This window comes from Nonomuraea sp. NPDC048892, assembly GCF_040649735.1.
Lineage (GTDB): Bacteria > Actinomycetota > Actinomycetes > Streptosporangiales > Streptosporangiaceae > Nonomuraea > Nonomuraea maheshkhaliensis.
On sequence record NZ_JBEZFZ010000015.1, the window covers coordinates 232,043 to 250,697 of the forward strand.

Annotated in this window: 21 protein-coding genes; 14 read left to right on the plus strand and 7 right to left on the minus strand. The window is 71.1% G+C overall.

From position 1 onward, the window contains the following. Positions 1-48: 48 nt before the first annotated feature. Genes AB0C28_RS37685 through AB0C28_RS37705 form a run of 5 tightly spaced genes read left to right on the plus strand, consistent with a single transcriptional unit; the run spans position 49 to position 4,843 of the window. Positions 49-870, plus strand: a complete 822-nt coding sequence (locus AB0C28_RS37685) for a trypsin-like peptidase domain-containing protein (RefSeq protein ID WP_358080295.1) — start codon at positions 49-51, stop codon at positions 868-870. 20 nt (positions 871-890) lie between these two features. Then, positions 891-1,874, plus strand: a complete 984-nt coding sequence (locus tag AB0C28_RS37690; protein WP_357852931.1) for a MoxR family ATPase — start codon at positions 891-893, stop codon at positions 1,872-1,874. Positions 1,875-1,880: 6 nt separating this feature from the next. After that, positions 1,881-2,765 (plus strand): DUF58 domain-containing protein, encoded by an 885-nt coding sequence (locus AB0C28_RS37695; protein WP_357852929.1) that lies wholly within the window; start codon positions 1,881-1,883, stop codon positions 2,763-2,765. A gap of 58 nt (positions 2,766-2,823) precedes the next feature. Beyond that, positions 2,824-3,777, plus strand: coding sequence for a VWA domain-containing protein (locus AB0C28_RS37700; protein WP_357852926.1), 954 nt, complete (start codon positions 2,824-2,826; stop codon positions 3,775-3,777). A 1-nt stretch (position 3,778) separates the two neighbouring features. Then, positions 3,779-4,843 (plus strand): VWA domain-containing protein, encoded by a 1,065-nt coding sequence (locus AB0C28_RS37705; RefSeq protein ID WP_357852923.1) that lies wholly within the window; start codon positions 3,779-3,781, stop codon positions 4,841-4,843. An 8-nt stretch (positions 4,844-4,851) separates the two neighbouring features. On the opposite strand, the gene AB0C28_RS37710 is transcribed toward AB0C28_RS37705, so the two are convergent. Next, complete coding sequence (locus AB0C28_RS37710) at positions 4,852-5,322, minus strand: PPOX class F420-dependent oxidoreductase (protein WP_357852921.1); 471 nt, start codon at positions 5,320-5,322, stop codon at positions 4,852-4,854. Positions 5,323-5,453: 131 nt separating this feature from the next. On the opposite strand from AB0C28_RS37710, the gene AB0C28_RS37715 reads away from it, so the two are divergent. After that, a complete protein-coding gene (locus AB0C28_RS37715) occupies positions 5,454-6,770 on the plus strand; it encodes an acetamidase/formamidase family protein (protein WP_358080296.1) in 1,317 nt (438 codons plus the stop codon). A gap of 130 nt (positions 6,771-6,900) precedes the next feature. Then, complete coding sequence (locus AB0C28_RS37720) at positions 6,901-7,317, plus strand: hypothetical protein (protein WP_358080297.1); 417 nt, start codon at positions 6,901-6,903, stop codon at positions 7,315-7,317. On the opposite strand, the gene AB0C28_RS37725 is transcribed toward AB0C28_RS37720, so the two are convergent. Together AB0C28_RS37725 and AB0C28_RS37730 are read right to left on the minus strand one after the other, a co-directional pair. Then, on the minus strand, positions 7,311-7,742 hold the full coding sequence (locus tag AB0C28_RS37725; RefSeq protein WP_357852915.1) for an anthrone oxygenase family protein: 432 nt from the start codon (positions 7,740-7,742) through the stop codon (positions 7,311-7,313). The two genes, AB0C28_RS37720 and AB0C28_RS37725, sit on opposite strands and share 7 nt — an antisense overlap. 109 nt (positions 7,743-7,851) lie before the next feature. Continuing rightward, positions 7,852-9,306, minus strand: a complete 1,455-nt coding sequence (locus AB0C28_RS37730) for an NAD(P)H-binding protein (RefSeq protein ID WP_358080298.1) — start codon at positions 9,304-9,306, stop codon at positions 7,852-7,854. A gap of 134 nt (positions 9,307-9,440) precedes the next feature. Between AB0C28_RS37730 and AB0C28_RS37735 the strand changes: the two genes are divergently transcribed. Continuing rightward, entirely contained in the window at positions 9,441-9,905 is a 465-nt protein-coding gene (locus AB0C28_RS37735) for a MarR family transcriptional regulator (RefSeq protein WP_357852910.1), read from the plus strand. Here AB0C28_RS37735 and AB0C28_RS37740 read toward each other — a convergent pair. Next, a complete protein-coding gene (locus tag AB0C28_RS37740; RefSeq protein WP_358080299.1) occupies positions 9,889-11,202 on the minus strand; it encodes a cytochrome P450 in 1,314 nt (437 codons plus the stop codon). The two genes, AB0C28_RS37735 and AB0C28_RS37740, sit on opposite strands and share 17 nt — an antisense overlap. Positions 11,203-11,276: 74 nt before the next feature. Between AB0C28_RS37740 and AB0C28_RS37745 the strand changes: the two genes are divergently transcribed. The 5 genes from AB0C28_RS37745 to AB0C28_RS37765 all read left to right on the plus strand — a co-directional run bounded on the left by AB0C28_RS37745 (position 11,277) and on the right by AB0C28_RS37765 (position 16,002). Next, positions 11,277-11,684, plus strand: coding sequence for a hypothetical protein (locus AB0C28_RS37745; protein ID WP_358080300.1), 408 nt, complete (start codon positions 11,277-11,279; stop codon positions 11,682-11,684). Between the two features lie 126 nt (positions 11,685-11,810). Beyond that, complete coding sequence (locus AB0C28_RS37750; protein ID WP_358080311.1) at positions 11,811-14,321, plus strand: polysaccharide lyase family 8 super-sandwich domain-containing protein; 2,511 nt, start codon at positions 11,811-11,813, stop codon at positions 14,319-14,321. Positions 14,322-14,445: 124 nt separating this feature from the next. Beyond that, positions 14,446-14,796 carry a hypothetical protein gene (locus AB0C28_RS37755; protein WP_358080301.1) on the plus strand — a complete coding sequence of 117 codons (351 nt, stop codon included), beginning with the start codon at positions 14,446-14,448 and terminating at the stop codon, positions 14,794-14,796. A 134-nt stretch (positions 14,797-14,930) separates the two neighbouring features. Next, positions 14,931-15,425, plus strand: coding sequence for a phospholipase (locus tag AB0C28_RS37760; protein ID WP_358080302.1), 495 nt, complete (start codon positions 14,931-14,933; stop codon positions 15,423-15,425). A gap of 283 nt (positions 15,426-15,708) precedes the next feature. Next, entirely contained in the window at positions 15,709-16,002 is a 294-nt protein-coding gene (locus tag AB0C28_RS37765) for a hypothetical protein (protein WP_357852896.1), read from the plus strand. Between the two features lie 40 nt (positions 16,003-16,042). Here the strand turns inward: AB0C28_RS37765 and AB0C28_RS37770 are convergent, their stop codons facing one another. Genes AB0C28_RS37770 through AB0C28_RS37780 form a run of 3 tightly spaced genes read right to left on the minus strand, consistent with a single transcriptional unit; the run spans position 16,043 to position 17,394 of the window. After that, entirely contained in the window at positions 16,043-16,390 is a 348-nt protein-coding gene (locus AB0C28_RS37770; protein WP_358080303.1) for a hypothetical protein, read from the minus strand. Positions 16,391-16,393: 3 nt separating this feature from the next. After that, positions 16,394-16,714: a hypothetical protein gene (locus AB0C28_RS37775; protein ID WP_358080304.1), complete on the minus strand. Its 321-nt coding sequence runs from the start codon at positions 16,712-16,714 to the stop codon at positions 16,394-16,396. Beyond that, complete coding sequence (locus AB0C28_RS37780; protein ID WP_358080305.1) at positions 16,711-17,394, minus strand: sigma-70 family RNA polymerase sigma factor; 684 nt, start codon at positions 17,392-17,394, stop codon at positions 16,711-16,713. Before AB0C28_RS37780 ends, AB0C28_RS37775 begins: the two co-directional genes overlap by 4 nt. Before the next feature lie 318 nt (positions 17,395-17,712). Here AB0C28_RS37780 and AB0C28_RS37785 point away from each other — a divergent pair. Continuing rightward, the coding region (locus AB0C28_RS37785) for an ISAs1 family transposase (protein ID WP_358080306.1) at positions 17,713-18,655 on the plus strand (943 nt) is incomplete at its 3' end.

Consider the following 18,655-nt stretch of genomic DNA (forward strand, 5'->3'; position numbering starts at 1 on the left):
CAGGCGAAGTTTGTAGCACTTTCAACATAAATTTATGACTATGGGGCGATGGGGCACGCGCCGCAGGAAACCGGTGCGGCCGAGGCTCTGGCGGATCGGGGAGCCGTGGCCGGGCGAGCCCGGCGCTTCGCCGTCGGGGGCGCCGCACTCGCCGCGCTCGTCGTCGTGGCGGTGCTGGCGTACTGGCTGGGAGGCCGCGGCGGGCAGATCGAAGGGGCCGCGCCCAGGCCGAGCCCCACGCCGACGCCCACCACGACGCTCACGGTGCCGGACGTCTTCAAGCTGGTCGGGCCGTCGGTGGTGGTCATCCAGGCCGGCCGGTCGCTCGGGACCGGGGTGATCGCGGCCGACGACGGCACGATCCTGACCGCGCACCACGTCATCGACGGCGCCAAGGACGTGAACCTGACGTTCGCCGACGGCACCAAGGCCAAGGCCGCGGTCTCGTCCTCGAACCCCAAGCTCGACGTCGCCACCCTCAAGCCCGCCAAGCTCCCCGAGATCGTCGTCCCCGCGACGCTCGGCGGCGGCGTGAGCGTGGGCGCGCCCGTCGTCGCGATCGGCAACCCACTCGGCCTCACCTACAGCGTCTCCACCGGCGTCGTCTCGGGACTCAATCGCACCGCCGACCGGAGCAAGGAGGACGGCGACCTGAAGGGGCTCATCCAGTTCGACGCCTCCGTCAACCCGGGCAGCTCGGGCGGCCCGCTCCTGGACGCCCGCGGCCTGGTCGTCGGCATCGTCGTCTCCATCGCCGACCCGGGCGGCGACGAGGCGTTCGCCGGCATCGCGTTCGCCGTGCCGATCGGCCTGGCCCTGGGCGGGGGCACCGAGGGCGACGGCCCGCCCGGCGACGGGCCGCTGATTTGACCGACGAGAGGGAACACCGCATGACCTCGACCAACCCGTCAGACCACCCGCTCGAACAGGTGCTGTTCGAGGTCAAACGCACCATCGTCGGACAGGACGTACTGCTGGAGCGCATGGCCGTCGCCCTGATCGCGGACGGCCACCTGCTGGTCGAGGGCGTGCCGGGCCTGGCCAAGACGCTCGCGGTCAGGTCGCTGGCCGCCGCGATGTCCGGCAGCTTCCAGCGGGTCCAGTTCACCCCCGACCTGGTGCCCGCCGACCTCGTCGGCACCCGGGTCTACCACCAGCACTCGGGGGAGTTCAGGACCGAGCTGGGCCCGGTGTTCGCGAACCTGCTGCTGGCCGACGAGATCAACCGCGCCCCCGCCAAGGTGCAGAGTGCCCTGCTGGAGGTGATGCAGGAGCACCAGGTGACGATCGGCCGCGAGACGTTCAAGGTGCCGGAGCCGTTCCTGGTCATGGCGACGGAGAACCCGATCGAGTCGGAGGGCACCTATCCGCTGCCCGAGGCGCAGGTCGACCGGTTCATGATGAAGGTGATCGTCGACTACCCGGCGCAGGCCGAGGAGCAGGCGATCGTCGCCAGGGCGCTGCGCCCACCCGAGCCGCCGCAGCCGATGGTGACGCCCGAGGGCCTGATCGCGATGCGGGCGCGCGCCCAGCAGGTGTACGTCGATCCGGCCATCGTCGACTACGCGGTACGGCTGGTCGGCGTGACCCGCTCGCCCGCGACCGCCGGGCTCGGCGACCTGGAGCGGTACGTCACCTACGGGGCGAGTCCCCGGGCCTCCATCGCGCTCGTCACCGGGGCCCGCGCGCTGGCGTTCCTGCGCGGGCGCGACTACGTGCTGCCGCACGACCTGGCCGAGCTCGCGCTCGACGTCCTGCGGCATCGCCTGGTGCTGTCGTACGAGGCCCTGGCCGACGACGTCGATCCCGACACGATCATCACCAGGGTGCTCGGGGCCGTCAGGGCGCCCGACGTCGTCCTGCAGAACCGCTGAGCCGCCATGGCAACCGCCCCAGAGAAACTGCTGCTCCGCCTGGAGTGGAAGGTCGTCCGCAGGCTCGACGGCCGGCTCCAGGGGGCCCACAGGACGACGTACCGCGGCTCGGGGATCGACTTCACCGGGCTGCGGCCGTACACCGAAGGCGACGACGCCCGCCACATCGACTGGAACGTGACCGCCCGGCTGGACGAGCCGCACCTGCGCGTGTTCACCGAGGACCGCGAGCTGACCGTGTGGCTGGTGCTCGACCGCTCGGCCTCCATGGGGGCGGGCCGGCCGGGGCGCGGCAAGCACGACGTGCTCGCCGAGCTCGCGCTCGTCCTGACCCGGCTGTTCGGGCGGGGCGGCAACCGCGTCGGAGCCGTGCTGTTCGACACGGGGATGTTGCGCGTCGTGCCGCCCGGCACCTCCCGGCGGCACGCGCTGCGGATCGCCGCCGAGCTCCAGAGGACGTCGGGGACGCGCGGCGGCAGCACCACCGACCTGGCGGAGATGATCGACGCGGCCGGACGGCTCGCGCGCCGCCGCGCGCTCGTCGTCGTGCTGTCGGACTTCATCGGCGAGGGCGACTGGGAGCGCTCCCTGCGGCGGCTGGCCCGCCGGCACGAGGTGGTCGCGCTGCGCATCGTGGACACCGCCGACGACGTGCTGCCCGAGGCCGGGCTGATCGTGGTCGAGGACGCCGAGACGGGCGAGCAGCTCGTCGTGGACTCCGCCGACCCGCTGCTCCAGGTACGGTTCCGCGCCGCCGTGGACGAGCGCGACGCCCGGCTCACGGCGGGCATGCGCCGGGCCGGGGTGCCGGTGCACCGCATCGACACCGACCGCGACCTCGGAGAGGCGCTCGTCGAGGTCGTCGCCAGAACCGGGAAGCGGACGTCATGACGGCGCTGATCATGACGGGGCCGATCACTGGGCCGATCGGGTTCGCCGGGGAGGCTCCATGACGTGGTCCGCTCCGTTGCTGCTGGCCGTCGGGCTGCTGGTCACGGCGGCGCTCGCCTACGCGGCCGTCGTCTCGGCCCGCCGCAGGAAGGCCGCGCTCGCCGCGGCCGGCCTCGCCGTGCCGGGCGGACGCCGGGCGTACCTGGGAGTCGGCCTGACGATCGCCGGCATCGCCGTGCTCGCCATCGCCACCGCCGGGCCGGCGGCCATGGTGCCGGTCCCGCGGGCCGCGGGCACCGTGATCCTGGCCATCGACGTCTCCAACAGCATGAGCGCGGACGACGTCGCGCCCACCCGGCTGGCGGGCGCGCAGCGGGCGGCCCGCGCGTTCGTGGCGGCGCAGCCGGACAGCGTGGACATCGGGGTCGTCGCGTTCGAACGGGGTGCGCTCACCACCGCCAGGCCCGACGCCGACCACTCCGTGGCGCTGAAGGCCATCGACCGGCTGAAGGTCGCCGGCGGCACCTCGCTGGGAGCGGCCATCACGGCCTCGCTGACGGCGATCACCGGCAAGCAGGCGGCCCTCGGCCGCGACGGCGCCCCGCCGCCCGACCTCGGCTACTGGCCGTCGGCCACGATCGTGATCTTCTCCGACGGCCAGAACCAGGGCAACGACGTCGAGGACGTCGCGGCCCTGGCCCAGCAGGCGGGCGTGCACATTCACACCGTCGGCGTCGGCACCACGGCGGGCGCGGCGGTCAAGGTGGACGGGTACAACCTGCAGACCTCGCTCGACGAGGACACCCTCACGCTGATCGCGCAGACCACCGGCGGCGAGTACCACCCCGCCACCGACACCGCGCGGCTCGACGGGGTCGCCGGCACGATCGACCTGCGGCTCACCGTCTCCGACGAGCCGCTGCCTCTCGCCGGCGGGCTGATCGGGCTCGCCCTCGTACTGCTCACCGCAGGAGCGGCGCTCACCGTGCTCCGATCAGGACGGGTGATCTGAAATGACGTTCTCATGGCCGTGGGCGCTGCTGTCCATCCTGATCATCCCGCTGATCCTGGGCATCCGCTGGTGGGCGCTGCGCCGCCGGCGGCGGGCCGCCGTCCGCGTCACCTCGATCGCCCTCGTCCGCAGCGCGCTGCCCGGCCGGACGCGGTGGATCCGCAAGATCCCGCCCGCGCTGTTCGTCACCGGGCTCGCCCTGCTCGCGGTCGGGGCCGCGCGGCCGCAGGCGTCGGTGCCCGTGCCGCAGACGGCGGCGACGATCCTGCTCGCGCTCGACACCTCGGGCTCCATGTGCTCGACGGACGTGGACCCCAACCGCCTGACCGCCGCCAAGAAGGCCGCCGCTGACTTCATCGAGTCGCTGGAGGGCGGGCCGCGCATCGGCCTGGTCACGTTCGCGGGCAGCGCCGGCCTGCTCGTCCCGCCGACCGACGACACCGACGCGCTGACCGAGGCGCTGGAGAACCTCACCGTCGCCCGTGGCACCGCGATCGGACAGGCCATGCTGACCTCGCTCGACGCCATCGCGGAGGTGGACCCGTCGGTCGCCCCCACCGGCGCTGACCCCGGCACCGGAGCCGGTGAGGGCCACGCCGCCGCCGCGATCATCGTCCTCACCGACGGCGCCAACACCCAGGGTGTGGACCCGCAGACCGCCGCCCAGGAGGCGGCCCTGCGCCGGGTCCGCGTCTACCCCATCGGCTTCGGCACCACGACTCCGGCCCCCATGGTCTGCGAGAACTCCCAGTTCGACGGCCGCGGCTTCGGCGGGTGGGGCGGCGGCTGGGGCGGTGGCGGCGGCTTCGACCGGGGCGGACGCAACATCCGCATGATCGACGAGCCCGCGCTCAAGCAGATCGCCCAGACCACCGGCGGCGCCTACCACCGCGCCGAGAACGCCGACCAGCTCAAGACCGCGCTCGAAGCCCTGCCGGGCAGTTTCAGCGTCATCAGGCAGCGGGTCGACACGGCCGCCGCCTTCGCGGCCGGCGGCGCGATCTTCATCGTCACCGCCCTGTCGCTCTCCCTCTGGTGGAACCGCCCCCGTACGCCTGCTCGTTAATTGGGGGGTCAGTCGCCGGAGACCAGGCGGGCCGGGAAGCCGCCGGTCGCGATCGGGCCCCAGCGGTCGATGTGCAGCCGGATCAGGGACTTGTCCTGGCGGCGCATGGCCTCGCGGTACTCGTCCCAGTCGGGGTGCTCGCCGGCGATGCAGCGGTAGTAGTCCACGAGCGGTTCGAGCGCCTCGGGCATGTCCAGAACCTCCGCGCGACCGTCCACCTGCACGTACGGCCCGTTCCAGTCGTCGGACATGACGCAGATCGACGCGCGGTCGTCACGGCGGGCGTTCACGGCCTTGGCGCGGTCGGGATAGGTCGAGACGACGATCCTGCCCTCCTGGTCGACGCCGCAGGAGACCGGCGAGAGCTGCGGCCGGCCGTCCGCGCGCGTGGTGGACAGCAGGCCGTGGTGGCGAGGACGGAGGAAGTCGAGCAGTTCGGGCAGTTCGACGCGGCGGGCGGTCGCGATGCTGGGAGCCATGACACTTGCCTTTCCTTAAGGACGTGGCTCAGATCCTTCCACTCCTGACGCGAGGAACACCCGATCCGAAACGGGGACGTAACAGACGTCCTACATGCTCGGTATCACCCTCCGCCTCCGTTAGGAGAATCATGAGCGTGTCGCAGACGTACGGACGACGGAACTTCCTGCGTGTGGCGGCGGCCCTGACCAGCGCGGGCGGCGCGGTGCTGGCCGGCGCTCATCGTGCCGCAGCCAGTCCGACGCTGCCGAAGGAGATCCTGCAGCCCCGCAAGGGGCCGATCCACGGCAGGCACTACCTCCCGTCCACGACCGAGCAGGTCACGTGGGGGTACGTGCCCGCGCTGGGCAGCGAGCCGGTGCTGCGGATCAGGTCCGGCGACACGGTCACCGTCGACACGGTCTCGCACGAGGGCATCCTGGAGGACCAGGGCCGTGACCCCGTCGCCTACTTCGCCCGGCACGGCGTGCCCCGGTCGGACGTGCTCCAGGACGCCATCGCCATCGCTCGCGACTACGACCGCACGCCCAGGGACTTCGACCTCGACGGCCCCCATGTCGTGACGGGCCCGATCCACGTGGCCGGCGCGCGGCCCGGCGACGTGCTCAAGGTCGAGATGCTCTCCATGCTGCCCCGCGTCCCGTACGGGGTGGTGTCCAGCCGCCACGGCAAGGGGGCGCTGGCCCGGCAGGCGAACGGCGGCGCCCCCGACGGCATCACGCTGGAGGAGGTCATGCCGCCCGTGGCCACCGACGGCCGCCCCACAGGAGATCCGCTCAGGTACGGCAACGTCTCGGTGTTCACCCCGGTCCGGCGCGGACGCAAGGGCGTGGCCAGCGGCGTGCTCAAGCGCGGCAGGAAGGGGGAGGTGACGTTCCCGCTGAACCCGTTCATGGGGGTGATGGGCGTCGCGTTCGCCGAGGCGGGCCGGCCGACCGACCCGCTGCTCAACAGCATCCCGCCCACCCTGGGCGGCGGCAACATCGACATCGCCCACCTCGGCGCGGGCGCCACCTTCTACCTGCCGGTCTTCGCCGAAGGCGCGCTCTTCTACACCGGCGACCCCCACCACGCGATGGGCGGCGGCGAGGTGGCGCTGACGGCGATGGAGGGCTCGCTGCGGGCCACGTTCCGACTGACGGTGTGCAAGAAGGGCTCGGGGGACGCCCCATCCGTCGCCTTCCGCTACCCCTTCGGCGAGACGGAGGACGCCTGGCTGCCGATCGGCCTGTCCGACCCGGACGGCTCCAGGAACGGCCAGGTGAACGACCTGGACGTGGCCATGCGCCGCGCAGTCGTCAACGCGCTCGACTTCCTGGAGCACGACCAGGGGATGGATCGCGCCGTCGCCTACGCCTACCTGTCGGCCGCGACCGACTTCGAGATCTCCCAGGTGGTGGATCGGACCACCGGCGTGCACGGTCTCATCCGCAAGGAGCACTTCTGAGCAGGGTCTACGTGATGTGGCGGCGATCACATTCGGTGTGTGGATTCGTCCACAGATGATCCGTTGCCGTCTCCGTAATGTCTCTCTTGCCGGAGCACCCCGGTGGAAGAGACAAGGGGAGGAACCCGAAATGCGTAAGACCTTCGCGATCGCGGCACTGGCTGGTTCGATGGCCATCACCGGTCTGGCTCTCAGCCCGGCTGCGGCTCAGGCGAGCACCACCACCACGACCACCACGGCGTCGACTCAGTCGGTGGTGAGCTGGGGGAAGTTCTTCTCCAGTGACCACAAGGCGTACACGTTCGGCAAGACGTGGAAGTCGCACGGCAAGGTGTTCACGAAGTGGTACGGGGTGGACAAGGTCGGCGGTAAGAAGGGCTGGGTCTGGTTCGAGGTCTACCAGGGCGGTCACTGGAAGAAGTTCAACAAGTCCTGGGACGGCGAAGTCGTCGGCGCGTGGAGCGGCAAGGGCATCAAGAAGGTCTACACCTTCACCTGCTGGGCCGGGAAGTTCGACAACTGCGGCAAGAAGTACCGCATCTACTGAAGACCGGTCAGGCCGATGCCGACCAGCACGAGTCCGGCCGCGCAGGCCACCGTCCGCAGCGTGTTGAACGCGGTCCAGCGCGGCGAGTACTCCTTCCAGGACATGGTCCCGGCGTCGATGGCGTTGTTCATCGGCACGTTGATCACCATCGTGACCAGGAACGAGCCGACGAAGTTGACCGCCGCCGCGGCGAAGAACCAGACGGACGACGCGACGAACCCGGCCACCAGCGCCGCCACCGGCGAGCCGAGGAACACGAGATACAGCCACGGGTTGAGGATCTTCCTGTTGATGCCGCGCATCGCCTCCTCGGCCCTGGCGGGGTCGAGGGTGTTCAGGCCGGGCATGACGGACATGGAGAAGGTGTAGAAGAGGCCGGTCAGGGCGCCGTGCAGCACGAGAGTGATGAGCGCGAGTGCGAGCATGGTCATATCGTGACCGCGCCGGCCGGGACGGTCCATGGTCGTCCCGCTCAACCCCATACGTGAGCGTCCACACGGCACCCCGAGAGTCCTGGGGGGACCGCTACCTATGTCAGCGGGTGCCGTCGATGAAGGCGCTCCGGTGCTCCTCCGCCCACGAGGCGAAGGTGCGCGCGGGCCGTCCGGTCAGCTCCTCCACCACCGGCGTCAGCTCGGCCGGCCGCCCGTCGCGGCTCTCCCAGTAGTCGAGCAGCGCGTCGCCGACCGGGCCGTCCACGTACGGGCCCGCCTGCTCCTTCCACTCCTGCCTGCTGACCCGCTTGATCACGATCTCGCGCCCGATCGCGCGGGACAGCGCCGCGATCTGGTCGGCGAACGTGAGCGACTGCGGCCCCGTCATTGTGTACGCCCGGGTGTACGCCCGGTTGTACGCCCGGCCCCCGAGCGCGCCGGGGTCGGCGAGCACGGCGGCGGCCACGGCGGCGAGGTCGGCCTCGTGGACGGCGTCCACATGCGCCTCCGGATAGGGCAGCGCGACCGGCGTCCCCGCCTTGATCGTCCGGGCCCAGGCGAAGGCGTTGCCGCAGAAGGCACCGGGCCGCAGCAGCGTGCTGCGCACCGGTGCCGAGGTCAGGGCCCGCTCCGCCTCGACGTGAGATCTGGCCAGCGGGTCGGCGTCGGGTTCCGGGGTGAGCACGGACGACGACGACAGCAGCACGATGTGCTCGACCCCGGCGTCGGCCGCCTCCTGGGCGAACTCCGCGGCGTACGCGGGCTCGGCGTACAGGAAGACCGAGGTCACGCCCGCGAGCGCGGCGGCGAAGGTGGACGGGTCGCGCAGGTCGCACCTGACGATCGACGGGTCGGCGGGGGTGGAGGAGGCGGGGCGGACGGGCAGGCCGCGCTCGCGCAGCAGCCCGATGAGCGCGGTGGCGACGGCGCCGCGGGCGCCGGTGACGAGGGTGGTCATCTTTCTGAGGTCCCTTTCAGTGGTGGGCGTGCGCCCGGCGTGGCAGCAGCCAGACCAGGGCGCAGCAGGTGCCGAGGCCGAGGCCGACGACCAGTACGGGCGGCACGAGGGCCCAGCCTCGGCCTGGAGGTAGAGGGCCAGTACGTTCAGCAGGCCCGCGACGGCGGCGTGGAAGACGACGCTCAGCACGAGTCCGGCGGTGAACCCGCGCCGGAGCAGCAGCGACGGCTCGATCAGTGGCGCCCGGGCCGTGACCTGGCGCAGGCAGAACAGCGCGGCGAAGGCCAGCCCGCCGGTCAGGCACAGCAGCGGGCGCGCCGACCAGCCGGCGGCCGAGCCGTCGATCAGGCCGTAGAGCAGGCCGAGCATGGCCGCGCCGAGCAGCGCGGCCCCCGCGGCGGCCACGGGGGTGCCCCGGTCGCCGAGGCGCCCGCCGGTGACCAGCAGGACGCCCATGGCGAGCGCGTAACCGGCGCCGAGCCACTGGACGAGCGCCTGCCCGCCGCCGAGGTCGGCGACGATGGCGGGGGCGGCGAGGTTGGTGATGGTGCCGTCGAGCAGGTCGAGGGCCGCGGCGGCGATGACGACGACCAGCACGGCCCACGGCCGGGCCGGCGCCTCGGGGGCGCGCGGATGAGCATGAGGTCTCCGGATAGAATGAGAGCGTCGCGCAAAGGTTGTGCCACGCAAAGATTGTGTGGCGCAAATAAATGTGGAGCACGGAGCCGCCCATGTCAAACCGAGCCGAGACGTTGCAGCGAGTCATCGCGGAGAGCCAGCGCCACTACGCGGCCTACACGCTGTTCAACCAGGCCATGGCCGACCGGCTCGGCCTCCACCCCACCGACCTGCAGTGCGTTGCCCTGCTGGAGCTGGAGCCGGGCCCGGTGAGCTCCGGTGCCGTCGCCCGTTTGACGGGCCTGACCCCCGGTTCGGCCACCCGCCTGGTCGACCGCCTGGAGAAGGCCGGTCTCGTCGTCCGCCGGCCCGACCCCGACGACCGCAGGCGGGCCCTGGTCGCCCTGGCTCCCGAGGCCAGGACGCGGATCAGCGACGCCTGGGAGGTCCCGGGCACGGCCTTCGGCGAGGTGCTGGCCCGTTACGACGACGCGGAGCTGGAGCTGATCGCCGACTACCTGCGCCGCGCGTCCGAGGTCGGCCGGGCTCAGGCCGAACGTCTCACTGCCCGGGAGTGACCCCGTCCGGCCGCTCGGTCAGGCGCAGGCGGATGTCGTTCTCGGCCCACAGGACGAATCGCTCGACCGGCACCACGGGATGCCCCTCGACCGGTTCGAAGCGGAAGCGTTTGAGCAGCACCGCCAGCACCAGCTCGGCCTCGAGCATGGCCAGGCCGGCTCCCTCGCAGCTGCGCGGGCCCAGTCCGAAGGGGATGAACGCGTACCGGGGGCGCCTGGCCTGCTCGGCGGCGGTGAACCGCTCAGGGATGAAGGCCCGCGGGTCCGGCCAGTAGCGCGGGTTCAGGTGCACGGCCCAGAACGGGTAGAAGATCGTCGTGCCGGCCGGGATGTGGTGGTCGCCGAGCGTGAGGTCCTCGGTGGTCTCGCGGGCGCCGTACGGGCCGGGCGGGTAGAGCCGCATCGACTCCTTGAGCGCCATGTCGAGCCGGCTCAGCTTGCGCAGGTCGGCGTAGTCGGGCGCGGGCCGGTCGCCCAGAACCTCGTCCAGCTCAGCCGCCACCCGGGCGGCCGGGCCCGGATGCCCGGCCAGCAGGTGCAGGGTCCAGGAGACCGCGACGCCGGTCGTGTGGTGCGCGGCCAGCATGATCATCAGTACGGTGTCCCGCACCCTGGCGGGGCTCAGGCCCTCCTTGACCAGCGCGGCGACCAGATCACTGCCCCCGTCGGCCGGCCCGTCCGTCCCCGCCCGGTTTAGCACGCCGTCCACGACCTCGCGCAGGTACGCCAGCGCCCGCTCCGCCCGCGCCAGGTCGTCACCGCGCTCGAACTGGCGGCCCAGATAGCCGGTCAGCACGGTCTCGAACGCGCTCACCACCCGCGCCGGCTCGTCGATGCCGCCGCCGAGCGCGTACTGGCAGATCATCCGCAACGACAGCTCACTCAGGTCCTGCTGCAGCTCCACGGGCCCGTCGGCGGCGCGCCGCGCCCACCGATCGGCCAGGTCGACGGCCAGGGCGGTGAAGCCGGCGAAGTGGGCCTCGTGCGAGCGCCGCCCGGCCAGCGCCGACAGCAGGGCGCGGCGCAGCGGCCGGTGCTCGGCGGCGGGCAGGGTCTGCAGGTTGCCCGCCTCGCACAGCGGGGTCAGGAACTCGAACAGTTGGTCCGGCCGTTCGTTGACCGCGGCCGTGGCCTCCAGCAGCACGGGGTCGGCCACCGATACCGCCGTCAGCCCGCCCGGCAACTGGAAGCGCACCACGGGGCCGTACTGCTCGTGCAGCCGGAGCTGGTAGGTGTGCAGGCCGCCCGCGGCCCCGATGTCGTCGCTGCCGTCAGGGGGTCTAGGGATCTCGCGCACAAGGTCACGTTCTCCCGGCCTCCCCGCCGTTGGCAAGGCGCGCGTACGTCACATCCCCGGAGTAGTCTCGCGGCGTGGCGCGTTTCCTGTGCTTCGCCTGCCGCCGGCCGATCACCGCATCTGTCAGGAAGATCCCGCTGCCGCCGTGGAAGGAGTCCCCTGAGGGGGCGACCGAGTGGTATGAGCGGATCAAGGAGCCGCGGATGCCGCGCGGCACGTACGCGGCCAACCACCGCCCGGGCGAGTTCTCCGGCGAACCGCCCGGCCTGGTCATCCATCCCGACGACGCCATGGGCATGTGCCTGCACCCCGACCTCGTCCGGCGAATGGGCTGCTGCGGGATCAACATGCGGGGCGGGCTGCCCAACCTCGTCTGCGAAGGTTGCGGCGCCGAGCTGGCCGTGCACCAGGCCGACTGTTACACGGAGAACCAGGTGACGCTGGTGACGGAGGCCGTGATCCTGTCGTACGCCGGCGACTGAGCCGCGTGGAAAGCGGTTGCCGACTGCGGCCGACTCGTTGGAAAGCGGTTGCTGACCGGGGCGAAAGGGATCATGTAAGGTGAGCCGGGCAGCCCCCCACCGGCCTGGAGTCACGCCGTGCCGCACATGTCCCGCCGCCAGGTTCTCTCCCTTCTCCCCGCCGCCGGCCTGCTCGCCGCGGCCACCCCCGCCTCCGCGCGCGCCGCCGCGGCCGTCGACCATCCACGCGTGCTCGCCAACACCGTGGCGATGCTCGCGGGCACCCCCGAGGTCAACGTCCGTCCCGAGCTCGCCGGCAAACTCGCCTCGATCCTCGCCACCGCCAGGCAGCGCCTGACCGCCATGGACCAGGCGGGCGACGGCGAGCTGTTCGCGGGCCTGCGGCTCGGCACCGACGACGTGCAACTGCGTCAGGCCTTCCAGTACCTCTACGAGATCGCGCTCGCCACCCGCACCCCCGGCAGCGCGCTCGAAGGCGACGAGGCGGCGCGGCGACGGGCCGCCGACGGCCTGGTGTGGCTGCACGAGCGTTACTTCGGCGACCAGTCCGCCGGCTACTACGGCAACTGGCACAACTGGGAGATCGCCATCCCCACCCACGTGAGCAGGACCCTCGCCCTGCTCGGCGACCAGGTGCCAGAAGGTCTGACGGCCACCTACCTCGCCACGATGGACGCCTACCTGCGCAACGGCAAGAACGGCGACGTCGACCTCGACTCCCGCTTCCACACCGGCGCCAACCTGGCCGACATCACCGCCAACCGGATCCTCCAGGGCGCGCTCACCGGCGACGACGCCAGGGTCGACAAGGCCATCTCCGACCAGGCCACCGTCTTCGCCACGATCGACCCGTACGACCTCCAGCACGGCGTCACCGACGGCTACTACCGCGACGGCTCCTTCATCCAGCACCACCGCGTCGCCTACACAGGCTCCTACGGCCGCGCCCTGCTCAGCCGCGTGGTGCAGACGCTCAAGATGCTCGAAGGCGTGGGCGGCGGCGCCTCGGCCGACCTGCCCGCGGTGGTCTACCGCTGGGTCGCCGACGGCTTCGCCCCGCTGATCTTCGAGGGCTGGATGATGGAGATCGTCAAGGGCAGGGCGGTCGTGCGCCCCGCCACGGGCTACACCGACGTCGGCGTGATCGCCGAGGCCGTCGCCGACCTGACCGAGCACGTGGACGACGCCGGCGCGCTGGCGCTGAAGAAGTACCTGAAGTTCCTGCCGGCCGCCGACCAGGCCGCCTTCGTCTCTCCCGGCAGCATCGCCCGTTACGCGGCGATCCGCGCCGATTCCTCCGTCCCGGCCGCCGACCTCAACCCGGCCGAGCGCAGCGTGGCGTTCAACGCCATGGACAGGACCGTGCACCGCCGTCCCGGCTACGCCTTCGCGCTGGCGCGCAGCTCCGACCGGATCAGCAAGTACGAGTACATGAGCGGCGAGAACCTCATGCCCTGGTTCCAGGGCGACGGGGCCTACTACCTCTACCTCTCGGGCGAGGACCAACGCGAGGTCTTCGGCGTCGACTACTACACGACCGTCTCGCCGTACCGGCTGGCCGGGGTGACCGCGCCGGTCGAGGAGCGGCGGACGGTCCCCGAGTCGTACGGCGGCCGCCTCTGGTACGAGAACCCGGGACATCCGCTCAACTTCACCTCCTCGTCGGAGTCCCAGAACACCTACGTCTACTTCCCCGTCTCGGGCAATTCCTTCTCCGGCGGCGCCACGCTCGGCGCGTACGGCGTCAGCGGCATGATCCAGACCGACGACGCCGCCTACACCGCCAAGCAGGCGGGCATCCTGCCGGACGACTTCGTCGTCTACCGCAACGCCCGCGCCACCAAGTCGTGGTTCCTGCTCGACGACGAGATCGTGGTGCTGGCGGCCGACGTCTCAGGCCAGGGCGGGCGCGACGCGGTCACCACCGTGGACAGCCGCATCGCCGCCCCCGGCGACGCGGTCACGGTCACCGGCGAGTCGTGGACCGGCCGGGACTGGCGGCCCGGCGACAGCGCGCCGCCCCGCTGGCTCCGCTACGCCAACGGCACCCGCGGCACCGCCGTCGGCTACGCCTTCCTCAGCCGGCAGCCGGTCAGCGCCGGGCTGGAGACGGTGACCCGCAGCCGCAGGGTCGTCCGCACGGCCAACCCCGACACCAGCGTGACCAAGAACGTCTTCACCGCCTCGATCACGCATCCCGCCAAGGGCGGCCCCACGTCGCTCGCGTACGCCCTGGTGCCGAACGCCGACGGGGCCCGCCTGCGTGCCTACGCCCGGGGGCCGCTGACCGTCCTGGCCAACGACCGGCACGTGCAGGCGATCCGGCACGAGGGGCTCGGCATCGTCGCCGCCAACGTCTTCACCGGCGGCCCCCGGCACGCCGGCCGCCTGCTCATCGACGGCCCCGCGTCGGTGATCGTCCGGTCCGATTCGCGCAGGTCAGGCGGGCGTACGACCGTCGCCGTGTCCGACCCCACGATGAAGCGCGACCGCGTCACGGTGATGTTGCTGGGGGCGTCGCTCAGGCTTGACGGCGCGGACGAGGGGATGACGGCCAAGCGGGTGCCCGGCGGCACCTTGATCCAGGTGACGACCCGCCACGCCTACGGCCGCACCTTCACCGCGAACCTGCGCTGACGATCCAGGACTTCGAGGCCTTCGCACGGCCTTCGGGAGGACTTTGCGGGACTTCGCGGGACTTCGCGGGACTTCGCGGGATAAGTGGTCATTTGGTGAGCACTTATCCGCGCAAGATGGAGTCATGCACATCTTCACCGACGCCGCCGCCTGGCGATCCTGGCTGGCCGACCACCACGACTCGGAGACGGAGGCGTGGGTGGTGCTGGCGAAGAAGGGCACGACGGAGCCGACCAGCCTCGGCTACGAGCAGGCGCTGCAAGAGGCGCTCTGCTTCGGCTGGATCGACGGCCTGACCCGCAGGCGTGACGCCGCCACGTACCTCCAGCGCTACACCCCGCGCCGCTGGCGCAGCGCCTGGTCGAGGTCGAACGTCGAACGGGTGGCCCGGCTGCGGCAGGAGGGCCGGATGGCGCCGGCCGGCCTGGCCGAGGTCGAGCGCGCCCAGGCGGACGGCCGCTGGAACGCCGCCTGATCATTGGTGATCAGCAGGCCGAACCTTGATCAAATCCTGCGGCGACCTTGCCCCGCAGGACGGCTCGTGGCCGGGTGGCGCGGGCCAAGCTTGCCGTGACAGGTTCCGGCCTCGGGCAAGACAGGCAGGTTCTCATGGTTGGACGATCCGCCGCCGCCCTCGCGTTGATCGGCGTCCTGGCGTGGCCCGCTCCGGCGCACGCGGTGACATTGGAGCAGCGGCTCGCCGCGCTGTCCGCGTTCACCCAGCCCACCGCGTCCAGCGCCGCGGCCTGGTACGGCGCCTGGGCCGACCCGGGCTCGTGGACCGACTACGGCTTCGACTGGTCCACCGACCTGTGCTCGCGCAGCCCCGACCGGCCGCTCGGGTACGACTTCCGGATGCCGTGCGCGCGCCACGACTTCGGCTACCGCAACTACAAGGCCGTCAAGCACTTCCCGGCCAACAAGGCCCACGTGGACGAGGCGTTCCTGTACGACATGAACCAGGTGTGCGCCGGTTACGGGGGCGCGCGCAAGCTCGCCTGCGACCGGCTCGCCTGGTCCTACTACCAGGCGGTCCACCGCCTGGGCGGCCTCGACCTCAAAGCCGACCCCGCCGACGAGCTGGCCGCCGAGCCCGCTGCCTGAGCCCGCCGCCGAGCCGGCCACCTGAGCCCGTCACCTAGCCCGGTCACCTGAGCTGCGCCGCCTGAGCCGCGCCGTCAGCCCCGCCACCTGCTGTGGGGAAGTTTTGGTGCTCCAGTTGCCCCCACTGGAGCGATGCCAGGTTAATGGCCGATCGTCCGGTTTGTATAGGTTTCGCATCACGTTCCTTTCGCCCGCCCTCCCTCGCCGCCTCCACTGTTGACTTTATGTAGTCAATCGATTACTAATCGTGGAGTCAATGTTCGCGGCAGGAAGGATCCACCCCGTGCGACGTGCTCTCACCGGCCTCGCCCTCGCTTGTTGCGCCCTCGCCCCGGCGCTCCCGGTCCACGCCGCCGTCCCGGCCGGTAACGCGCCCTCCTGCGTGGTCGTCTGGCAGACCACCGGCACCATCACCAAGACCGGATACGCGCGCAACAACTGCGGCCGGACCCTCCGGCTGAAGATCATCTGGGCGCACGGCACCGACGGCGAGTGCCGTACCGTCGGCTCGGGCGGCACCATCTGGTCCAAGGTCGCCCGCGGCGTCAGGACGTTCGACGGCGCCAGCAGCTGCTGACCTGCTTCTTCCGGCTCCCCGCCTCCCGGCGGGGGCCGGCTCAAGAGCGGCTTCTCCTGGTACGGAGCCGCGCGGCGCCGACCTCGGGCAGGGGGCGCGGGAAACGGCCGGCGGAGAGCCACGCGGCCCCCGAGGTGTCGGCGCGCACGCCGATGTTCTTCAGCCGGTCCACGAACTGCCTGCGCGACTTCGCCGAGCCGTCGAAGAGCACGTGATCGACGCCCGCGATGTCCGTGGCGTGTTGCCCCTCCCGGCGCGCCCGCAGCCGGGCCGCGTCCCAGTCGACCACCTCGACGCCCAGCGAGCCGAGGAAGACTTTCATCGCCTCGACGGCTTCGTGCCAGCGCCCGTGCGCGAGGAACACCTTACGGCGATTTCGCCACCTCACGGGTCAGTGACCTTTCCGCGGAGACTGCGCGGGAAAGGTGAATTCGCTCAGGCTCGGAGCGCCTCGATCACCCGTTCTCGGCTCGCTGGCCGACAGCACCTCTATCCAGTCCGGCGCCGTCTGGGAAAGCGCGTTGTTGCGTTCCTCCAGAATTTCCACCGTCTTTCCGATCGCCTCTTCGAGATCCTTCTCGTCGAGAATGGGCATGGCGTTGTGCGACTTGGATTCGATGACGTTGAGCAGGATCTCCATCTCCAGGGAATCGGTGCCGGAGATGCGCTGCAGGACGTCTCGCAACTGTTTGGCTCTCATCTTCTTCTTCATGCGCGGTGCTTTCCTCCGCCGGCCGGCCGCAGCGGCTGCAGCAGCTCACGCAGACTTCCCCTGGCCTTCTGCAGGTGACTGCGCACGGTGGACGGGCTGATCCGCAGCTCCGTGGCGATGCTCTTGACGTCGTGGTCCAGGATGTAGTGGCGGATCGCCACCTCCGCCTGGCGCGGCGGCAGCCGGTCCAGCGCCCAGCGGACCATCGCGGCGCCGATCACCTGTTCGTCGGGGGGTTCTTGGGCGAGTTGCGCTCCGGGAGCCTCGTCCTCCCTGGTCAGATCGGTGGCCCGTTCTCGTGTCAGCTTGCTCGTCTGGAGTCGCCTCCAGACGTTGATCGCGATCCTGATCACGTACGCCGTGGGCTGTTCGGCACCGCAGACCTTCTGCCAGTGGCGGAGCGCGAGCACCATCGTCTCCTGGGAGATGTCGGCGGCCAGGTTGTCGTCCTGCGTGCGCAGCCGCATGATCGCCAGCAGGGCCGGATAGGTCTCCTTGAAGAATTCGGAGAAGTCGTCCAGCAGGCAACTCATATGGGCGCCGGGTGAATCCGACGCGCCCCAGGTCTGCGGCAGGTCGAGCTCGTCGGACCGGCGCGGGCCACCGGTGTTCCTGGGAGGGGTGGCCAGCAGGACGGGCGCCACGTCGTCGCTCGTCGCATCGTCGCTTGTTTCCGCCAAATCACTCGCTCCTAGCGTGATTGCGTGCGGGGCGCGCTACCCCTCCGCGGTCAGGTGGCCTCAGGACGACCTCGTCCCGATACCCCATTGAGTCCGCGGCGACCCCGGAATGTCTACGTGGAGTAACGCATCGACGATGGTTCGCTCATCGATGTGCCGCATTCACGTATCTAGGGCCGATGCGTTCTCGGCTGGTGGGACGCGGGGCGCGTTGATGCCGGTCGGTTGAGGGGCACCCCGAGGTACAGATGGCAAACGCGACCCCTGAAGATCGTTGGGTGTCTACGCCAGTCGATCAAGAACAGGGGCCGCGTTCGCGTGCCATCATCCCCGATCGACGTGCTCGCCCGCCACTTGGAGCACGTCACCGTCGCCGACCTACCGGGCGACATGCCCGATCTGCCGACCCTGGCCCAGGTCCTGGACGCCATCCCCGATCCGCGCAGCCGTCGCGGACGCCGCTATCGACTGGGCCCACTGCTGGCGTTATCCCTGCTCGCCGTCCTCAGCGGAGCGACATCCCTCGCTAAGATCACCCGGTTTATCGCAGGGTATGACCCCGAACTACGCGAACGAGCCGGTTTGCCCGGCACCGTGCGACTGGCCGCCAGCACCCTGGGCCGCCTGCTCGCCCGCCTGGACGGCGACGCCTTCGACACCGCCACCTGCGGTTACCTGGCCGTGCTCGCCGCCGGCGCGCCACCCATCACCAGCCCGTCTCCAGCCCGGACTCCGCTCACCGGCCTGGCCGTGGACGGCAAGACCCTGCGCGGCAGCCGCACCACGGGCGGCACCGCGGTTCATCTGCTGGCGGCCACGCGCCACGACACCCAGACCGTCGTGGCCCAACGGCAGATCGACGCCAAGAGCAACGAGATTCCCGCCTTCACGCCGCTGCTGGCCGGGCTGGACCTCACTCACACGGTGATCACCGCCGACGCCCTGCACACCCAGCACGAGCACGCCCGCCACATCATCGCCGCCGGCGGCCATTACCTGTTCATCGTCAAAGGCAACCAGCCCACTTTGCAGCGCCGGCTCAAGGCCCTGCCCTGGCGGGAAGCGGTCCTGAACGACCGCACCGACGAGCAAGGCCACGGCCGCCGCGAGATCCGCCGCATGAAGATCTGCACCGTCCGCCCCGGACTGCCCTTCCCGCACGCCGCCCAGGCCATCCAGGTCAAACGCCGCCGCACCGACCACCGCACCGGCAAGACCACCATCGTCACGATCTACGCCATCACCAGCCTGTCATCCGGAC